The 8,473-nt window shown below is 62.0% G+C and carries 6 protein-coding genes; all 6 read left to right on the top strand.

Going from position 1 to position 8,473, the window contains the following annotated elements; all coding sequences use genetic code 11:
* The first annotated feature begins 814 nt into the window (after positions 1-814).
* Positions 815-1,174: a hypothetical protein gene (locus QZV94_RS20180; RefSeq protein ID WP_293681069.1), complete on the top strand. Its 360-nt coding sequence runs from the start codon at positions 815-817 to the stop codon at positions 1,172-1,174.
* A 697-nt stretch (positions 1,175-1,871) separates the two neighbouring features.
* Positions 1,872-2,570: a SapC family protein gene (locus tag QZV94_RS20175; RefSeq protein ID WP_293681066.1), complete on the top strand. Its 699-nt coding sequence runs from the start codon at positions 1,872-1,874 to the stop codon at positions 2,568-2,570.
* A 22-nt stretch (positions 2,571-2,592) separates the two neighbouring features.
* Positions 2,593-4,281, top strand: a complete 1,689-nt coding sequence (locus tag QZV94_RS20170; RefSeq protein WP_293681063.1) for a hypothetical protein — start codon at positions 2,593-2,595, stop codon at positions 4,279-4,281.
* A 120-nt stretch (positions 4,282-4,401) separates the two neighbouring features.
* Positions 4,402-4,599 (top strand): hypothetical protein, encoded by a 198-nt coding sequence (locus QZV94_RS20165; protein WP_293681060.1) that lies wholly within the window; start codon positions 4,402-4,404, stop codon positions 4,597-4,599.
* 1,590 nt (positions 4,600-6,189) lie between these two features.
* Positions 6,190-7,854 carry a recombinase family protein gene (locus QZV94_RS20160; RefSeq protein ID WP_293681057.1) on the top strand — a complete coding sequence of 555 codons (1,665 nt, stop codon included), beginning with the start codon at positions 6,190-6,192 and terminating at the stop codon, positions 7,852-7,854.
* The coding region (locus QZV94_RS20155; RefSeq protein ID WP_367254952.1) for a plasmid partitioning protein RepB C-terminal domain-containing protein at positions 7,742-8,473 on the top strand (732 nt) is incomplete at its 3' end. The genes QZV94_RS20160 and QZV94_RS20155, both read left to right, overlap by 113 nt.

The raw sequence follows: 8,473 nt of genomic DNA, 5'->3' as shown, positions 1-8,473 counted from the left end.
CCCGCCGCTTGCGACAAACGATCCAGCCGTCCCGCCCACCAGTGCAACTGCCCGCCGTCGGCCAAGTTCTATGCCGATCGAGAAGCCCTCTCTGCAGCATCGTAAGCGAGTGGCGCGGCGGGAATTTCGCCTACGCCTTAAACGCGTCGAATCCACGCGATCACTGCGTCGGCGACCGCATCTAGATCCAACGCGACGTTAGGCGCCTTGCCCTTGGTGGTTCCTAGTTGTTCAGGTCCGCCAACTCGGGCGACCATCTGTTGCTGAATTGCTCGCGCTAAGACGCCTACGAGGGCGTTGCGTTCTGCAATGTCGCTAAGGCTGCCGCCTGTGGAGGTGATGCGCTCACTTGGACGCACGACGTTCCAGTAGTGATCTTTGCACGAGGGCTCACCCGGCTCTGATGAGCAAAACAGGTGGTTGTACGTTCGTTTGGTGTGAGTGGCGCCGCATCCGGGGCAGGAAATTTCAGCTCCAACGGCCTGAAATCTCGCCACATCGTGCGCGCGACGCATCGCTTGACTATCGAGTGGGGGGGTCGGCGACAAGGCTGTGCCAAATCGGGGTGATCACGGATGGTCGTGGGCAGAATACATGAGCATCTAATTTGAAGCCAGGAGCGATGCGTCTATGCCGCCACTCCCGTAGAGTTTGCATGCCTTCGGGTGATGCCCTCTGCCCCCCACCGGGGAATCGCGCGCGTGGTCCTCGGTTCGATCTGTCGCCGCCAAGCGCGCCGGTTAGCCACGCTTGAGTGTTCGCTGGCCCGGTGACCCCGAGTATGACAAGGCCGTGGTGATACTAGTGGCCCTGCATGTGCGCCTGGGACGAAGACGTCGTACTCGTGAAGAGGAACAATGAGATGGATGATTGTCCCGAGGATGATCTGCCAGTTGGGGTGGTTCGATTGCGCGCGAGCGCAAACCCACCAGGCAAAGCGTTCGGGCGACCAGTGAGCGAGCACCATCGCCGCTTCGTCTACGATGTAGATCTGTTAGACGGAGAGTACGTCGTCGTTTTCCGAGGTAAGGTACTGACGCGACATGAGAGCCGCGACGCGGCCATCTCCAACGCCCGGCTCATCGCCAGCAATTTCTGGTTACGAGGCATTCCTACTGCTGTGCGCGTTGTCGAAACGAACGGTTCAGTGAGCCCGGTCGTCTCCTTTGGCTAGGTCGCCGGAGGCAGAAAGCGGCGCACCAACCAGCATTGAGTGGCCGATGGTTGCCTGAGCGCGGAGCCGCTGTGTGGGTGATCTGACCAGCACCCTCGCCACAAGGCTTGCGCGAGATCGCGCTAGCTAGCTAGTGTGCATTCCGGGGCTGCGAAGCCTTTGCCAGTGGTGCCTGCTCGCCTAGGCGTTCTCGTAGCTGTGTCGACAGAAGACGCACGCCTTCGTCACCAGCGGGCGTCCTTGTAGTCGGTAATGATTCGAGCTGCGACAGGAGTTGGCGCCATATGTCCGCTCTCGCGCGCGTAGGGCTGGCTCGCCCCTCGTCCCATTCTGCCGCCTCTGAAGCCGACACCTCAAGGCCGGCAAGTTCTGTGATCAAAATCGTAAGGGCTAGTGCTAAGCCCGAAACGCGATCCACCCGTTCCTCAGCATGCGTGCCACGAAGTGTGGCGACAAGGCTAACGTTGTCCATGAGGCTTCTCTCCTTGACCATCAAGGTGGATCAGTTCCGCGCGCCGGTCGAGGCCTTCGCGAGGTTCCTGGGTCGACCAACAGGGCGTGATAATCGTTGAGGGTTGATTGGTATCACCTGTGCTTCGGGCCCCTAACAGGCGGCGCGGACCTGTGCTGGCGCGGTCTCGTGGGGCGCGCTAAGAACGCGTCCTGCGCGGCGCCGCTGACGAAAGATCGCTCACATATGTTCAAGTCTCTCGTTGCGCTGTCTCCTCAGAAGCACGCCCATCTCCGGCTCACCTCCACCGCCCACTTCCAGCATTTGAGCGAGGAAGTCAGCTGCCCCATTATGGCGTCCGAGGTCGTGAACGCGAGCCGCTCCTTCCCTATCGTCTTCCAACAGGACAACGCCACCTATCCCCTCGCCCTCGTCGCTGCGGAAAAGGGACGCAACGCCTTCATCGACGACGAGGGTCGCTGGACCGCCGGCCACCTGCCCCTCCATTTCCGCCGCTATCCATTTACCCTCGGTGAGCACGGCAAATCCCTTGTGCTCATGATCGACGAGAGCGCGCCCAGCCTCTCGACATCCGATGGCCAGCCTCTATTCGTCGAGGAAAAGGGCAAAGCGGTGCCAGCGGCCTGGCTGCGCGATATCCAAAAGGAGCTCTTCAACCTCACCCGACTGCACCGCGCCACCCAGGCCCTCTGCGCGCCCCTTTCAGAGTATAACGTTCTGGTCGCCAGAATCCTCAGTCTGAAAGTCAACGGCAAGGCCCGCCAGATCCGTGGCCTGCGCATCATCGACATGGACCGGGTTCATGCTCTCCCCGACGACACGCTCGCCGCCTGGGCTCGCTCGGGGCTGCTCGCGCTGGTCTACGCTCACACTCAATCCCTCGCCAACCTGAAGCGCTTCAGCATCAACTCGATCCACACATGATCATGCCGTCAAAGAGCTAGTCTTGATTTCGCAACACGAGGGCGAGGTCCCAGCGCACGATTTCGGTACTCGGCTCGCGGCGCGAATTATAATCTTCAGTGCTGGGCTGTGTTGGCTTTACGCAGGCCTGCGCATCACCACGCCGGTAATTCTCGTCGACGAGTACGCGTACCTAATTGGGGGGCGCGCCCTAGACTATCTTGATCGTTTGAAAGCCGTTGCGCCGACGGTACCGCAGTTCGGAAATTCGCTCTTCCTTAGATTGATACAGGTCCTTTCTCGAAGCACGGTCCCTGTCGATGTCGCAGTCAAGCTGATCAATGCCTTGGCGATAGCCACGGCCGCTACGTGGCTCGCCGGTACGACGTTGAGGTGCGCAGACCGGCGTCGGGCCCTGATCTGCACCGCCCTGGTCGCCTTCTACCCCCTAGGGTCCTATGCCGCCTACGTCCTCCCCGAGAGTCTCTATTTCTTAGCATTTACCGGATTGGTGGGGGTGCTCCTCGTAAGTCGCGGTCAGTCGTTTCCGGTTTGGCAGGCGGCAGGACTGTTGCTGGGGTTGCTCACGCTCATTAAGGCGCATGGTCTCTTCGCATTGGCGGCCTTCCTCACCGCAATAGTCGTCTGGGGGCTGTGGATCGAGCGAGCGAGCGTGAAGCGCGTAGCAGGTCTTTGCGCCGTGACTCTAGGTGGGTTCGGCCTCGTCGCCATAGGGGGCGGACTTATGGTGGGCTCCGCAGCCAAGGTGACATCACACAGCCTCGTCGGAGACTTCTACTTCGAGATGGCTAAGGCCGCATTCATGTCACCTGACCGCTTGCTGCCGATCTTGGACTACGCGCTACTCCACCTGGCCGCGATCCTTTCTCTCTTCGGCCCGGCTATCGCTTTCTTGATCCGGGCGATCTGCGCCCGGCACGACGACGCGAGTTCATCGTCGCGGTATGCCTTCGTGGGGCTGTTCCTATTGATCCTGATCGTATCGGTGGTCGCCGTCGTTGCCATACTCGTGGGTCAGGAACCCGAGCGCGTACACCTCCGCTACATTAGTTTCGCTCTGCCAGCTCTTCTCGTTCTCTCCGTCATATGGAGCGCCCATCGTCCCGATCTGGAGTCAGTCGGCCTGCGGCTGTTCGTCGTCGCGCTATGGGCGGGGGGCGCCACACTCTTTCTGATCCGACTTCCAGCGTTGCGACTGCTTCCTGTCGACTCCCCAGAGCTGTTCTTCGCCTACACAAGTTCCGAGTTCGGCACTTTCGGATTGGGCGTAACGGCTCCCTGGCTTCTAGGTGGATTGGTTTTTGTGCTGGGCGGATTGATCATCGTGAACCGAGTTCGTTGGCTCGACGCGCAGCTGGCGGCCCTGGTCGTTCTGCTCGGCGTCGCCGCGGTCAATACGGTCGTGTGGCAGGGACGTTGGTCCGCCTCGCAGGCACCGGTGCGAAGGGCGGGAGAGGTCGCGCGCCTGCTGTGTCCGCCAAGCGATGGCGGCGTGATCGCCTTCTCGACGACTGAGTCATTTCCCGCCCTGTACAATGCCATGTCGGCGGTGCCTCGAATTGTGCCCCTCATCCTTGTCGACGAGAGGATGTTCCCCTCGCGCGCAGCCATGCTGCCAGCAGGAACCTGCGTGCTCACCAACTTGCCGGCGGCGGACCTCGGCACGCCTGACTATGCGAGTGGCGGCATCTCCCTTTATCGGTTGCGCTGAAGGGACGGCAAAAGGTCGCCTCCGTCGCAGAGCCTTTCGTGGCGCCTAGGCTGGCGCCGAAGGACCATCCCTGCGCGGGCGGCTATGGACGAGGCCCCGAAGTCGAGGCAATCTGCCGCCATGGACGAGGATTCGATCGAAGCGAAAGCAAGAGCGGCCTATGAGGCAGCCAACAAGAGTGGAGGCCTGCAGATGCCGTGGGCAGCGCAGAGCGAGAAGGTTCGCGAACGCTGGCGGCAGACCTTGTTGGACTCAGATGCCAAGCTCACCGATGCAGCGTCCACCAAGGCTCCAGCCGCAACGCTGAAGCGTAGTTAGACGGCAATACCTTTGCCGGCCTCGACCGTAGGGCGGGCTGAGAGCGTGGCCTCAGCACCCTGCCGTCGCTTGATGCGACACGGCGTTATTGGGAACAAGATCGAGAGGATTGATGCCGATGGGGTCGAGGCAAGGCGTCTTGGCAGGAGCCCTTGCGCTGCTTCTGATCCCTGCTGTCGCGAACGCGGCCTGTCCGGTGCAGGCGCCGCGGACGCGGCCTACGGAGCTCGGAGGCGTCGCTGGCCAATGCGCGAAGGCACGAGAAACTGGGCTCAAGTGTTCGCGTGACTTACCCAGTCGAGCCACTAGTACTCAGGGTCCTCGGATCAAGGTCACTGGTGCCGGGACCGTCACCGCCTGCGTCACAGCCCCGCGGCCCCAAATGGTGGGAAGAGAAGCTCGATGCGTGGTCCGTGAGCAACGTCAGCGTCTCGGGGAGATCGACGTGGCATGCTCGCATCGTGCGGACAAACACAACGCGTGCCCGGAGATGCAGACGATCGAGATCTACCGTGCCGAGGATGTAGCCGGACGCGCCACCTACTGTTGGGTTGTCCAAAACGCAAACACATACCGCTCCCGGGAGTATCGCTTCGGCGTAGACTTTCGAGGGCAGACCCGGCTTGACGGTCTGCTTCGTGCAAAGCGCCACCCGGCAGACTGATCCCCGCCCGCGTCAAGGACCGCCAGCCACGTCGCCACGTGTGCTTGAGCGCTCGCCGCGGGGTGCCGGACTCGGGCCATCCAATATAGCTGTGACAACGGGTATGCGCCTCCAGCACGCCAGCCTAGGCGCCCCGTCGCGTTGACGACCGAACGAGGTGATCCGAACGGGGGAAGTAGATTTTCGTCCTGGGCGAACACCGGTTCAGCTTGACGCCTCCCCTAACCAAACGCGCAACTGTGCCTCGACGTCCGCCTTGGCCTGCTCGATAAGCGCAGCCTTGACTGCGGCGTACGTTCCCATCGTTCGGCCGCAGCCTGTACACCGGATCATCTCACCATCGCCCGGTGGGTTCGCTCGATCAATCTCGAACGGGTGGTCGCAGTCGATGCATCTGAACGTGAAATCTCCATCCGGCGCGCTGTGCATTCGTGATTGGCCCTGCCGATTGTTGTGGTGACGAGGTCTCGTCCTCGGCGGACTCTCGCGCGAGAGCCGGTCGCATGACAAGGTGCGTCAGTGTCTTTGGGCGAAGTCACCGCTGTCCATGCCGCCCTCACGGACCGCGAACCTCCAAAGAGCATGGACTAGGGGCCGGCCACGCCTGGCGGCTGAAATCCACGACGAGGCGGTGTCCGTCCGCCAGTTCGGCAATCCGTGCGGGAGCAGATCAGGCTGCTAGATCGATGACAAGGTCGCGCGAGGCGCGACCACGGCGCCGGGGGGATCGGTTCAGAAGATGGGAGTTAGTCCAAGGGGGCTCCCTATTCGCGGCGGTAAGAGCCGCGCTCGGCGGAGGTCTGTGGAGCGCCGATAGGTCCTCGGCGTCGCTAGCGGAATGGTAGCTCGCGCGATAGCGCGCTCACTATCAAGTGAGCGGCTGGAAATCGGTGGGCTCGCCTACCTAAGCGGCCTATCCTGCACGTGTGGAGTGGGTCTTGGCCGTACGACCTTCCAACGAGGCATGTGTCGAGCTGGCGCTACGGCCGGCTGCGCAATATGTTCGGATGTCGACGGACCACCAACGCTACTCAACGGCGAACCAGTCTGCTGAGCTGCAGCGCTATGCGGAATGCCATGGCATGCGGATCGTCAAGACGTATGCCGATGAAGGCCGCAGTGGGCTGCGAATTGCGGGCCGCCGAGGGCTGGCGCAGCTTATCGCCGACGTCCAGGCGGGCCAGTCCGAGTTCGAGAGCCTGCTTGTCTATGACGTGAGTCGTTGGGGCCGTTTCCAAGACGCCGACGAGAGCGCCTACTACGTGATTCTCTGCCGCCGGGGCGGCGTCAGGGTGATCTATTGCGCAGAGCCTTTCGAGAATGACGGCACCCCAGTCGCGACCATCATTAAAAGTGTAAAGCGAGCTATGGCGGGAGAGTTTAGTCGCGAACTCTCAGCGAAGGTGTTCGCTGGACAGTGTCGGCTGATCCTCATGGGGTATAAGCAGGGTGGGCCGCCCGGCTACGGATATCGCCGACAGCTCCTAGATTCGGAGGGCCGCCCGAAAGTACTCCTCGGCGACGGCGACCGGAAGAGCCTGCAGGATGATCGAGTCGTGTTGGTGCCCGGTCCTGCGCACGAGATTGCTGTGGTGCGTGACCTCTTCAGGTGGTTTACGCGAGATACGATGAACTGCACCCAGATCGCGGACCGCCTGAACGGTTCAGGGCGGTGGGGCCCGCGCGGGAGACCCTGGAGTCGCGCAAGCGTCGACCGAATTCTCCGCAACGAAAAGTACATTGGAAACAGTGTTTTTGGGCGCTCGGCCAACAAGCTCAAGCAAGGCCGCCGCGCGATGCCGCCTGAGCAGTGGGTGAGACGAAACGGTGCCCATGCTGCCCTGGTAGCCGAAGAGGAATTCACGCGTGCGCAGGCGCGGATAGCACAACAGACCTGCGGTGCGTCCGAAGCCCAACTTCTCCAAAGCCTGACCATGCTGAGAGATCGGGAAGGTCGGCTGACCGCGGATGTCATTGACCGCGCCCCAGACGTTCCGAGCGCCTGCTGCTACAAAAAGCGATTTGGCTCGCTGCGAGGCGCCTACGAGATGATCGGCTACACGTCGGTTCCGGGGCCGCGCCGCAAAACAACCCGGTCGAACAGGTCCCGCAGGACACGGCTCGTCGGCCAGATCCTGAGTACACTGCGCGAGCGGGGGGCACGGATCGATGACCTTTCCGGCGGTGTCTTTCGCGTGAATGAAGAGTTCTCGGTCGCCTTCTCCCAAATTCGCCCCGTCCGAGGCTCCCGAGGGGACAAATGGGTCGCGCGCTTTCGCAGCCAGGCTCAAGCCGACATCCGGGTCGTGGCCCGACTCGGCGAAACCGGCGCAGATCCGGAAGACTACCTCATCATTCCCAGTGTCGTACTTCGTCACTTGGGCGTGGTGCTCCAAAAGCGGCCGCGACGACCCTTCTCCAGCTGTCGCTTTGATTCTCTCGAACCTTTGTTCGTCCTCGCTGAGCGAGCGCAGCCCCATGAGGTGTCTGATGCCCGACACGGTTCAAACCCAGCAGATACCTATCGCGGCAATACGGGTGCTCAACCCGCGGACCCGCGGGAAGCACGCCCACAACGAGGTGATCGATAGCATTCGTCGGGTGGGCCTGAAGCGACCGATCACAGTGGCCGTCCGTGGAGACCCCGTAGGAACAGCCTACGACCTGATCTGTGGGCAGGGACGGATGGAGGCCTATGCAAAGCTTGGGCGCACTCACATTCCCGCGCTCGTCGTAGATGCCAACGAGGAGGAGTGCCTGGTCCGAAGCCTTGTGGAGAACGTGGCGCGGCGACAGCACAACGGCGTAGAATTGATGTCTGACATTCTGACTCTCCGGCTGCGTGGCTATAGCGACGACGCGATCGCCGACAAGATCGGAGTGTCCGCGAGTTGGGTTGGCAAGATTGCGCTGCTGCTCGAGCGGGGCGAGGCGAGCCTCGTTGGTGCGGTGCAAAGCGGGCGCTTGCCACTGAGCCTTGCGGTGGTGATCGCCTGCGAGCAAGACAGTGAGCTCCAGGCCGTATTGGCGAACGGGTACGCAACGGGCCTCATTCAGCCGCGCCACATGGCTCTCATCCGTCGACTTCTGGAGCGTCGCGTGCGCGAGAGGAGCGAACCGCGATCACCTCCGGCCCTGCCCTTGGACCAAGTACTGAGGACATTCGAGACGCAAGCCAGACACCATCGCCTCGAACTCAAGCGTGCGCAG

This window comes from uncultured Phenylobacterium sp. (genome assembly GCF_902826855.1).
In the GTDB taxonomy this organism is placed as follows: Bacteria; Pseudomonadota; Alphaproteobacteria; order Caulobacterales; family Caulobacteraceae; genus Phenylobacterium.
Note: the sequence above shows the minus strand (reverse complement) of the source record. Positions and strands in the feature narration are given on the sequence as shown.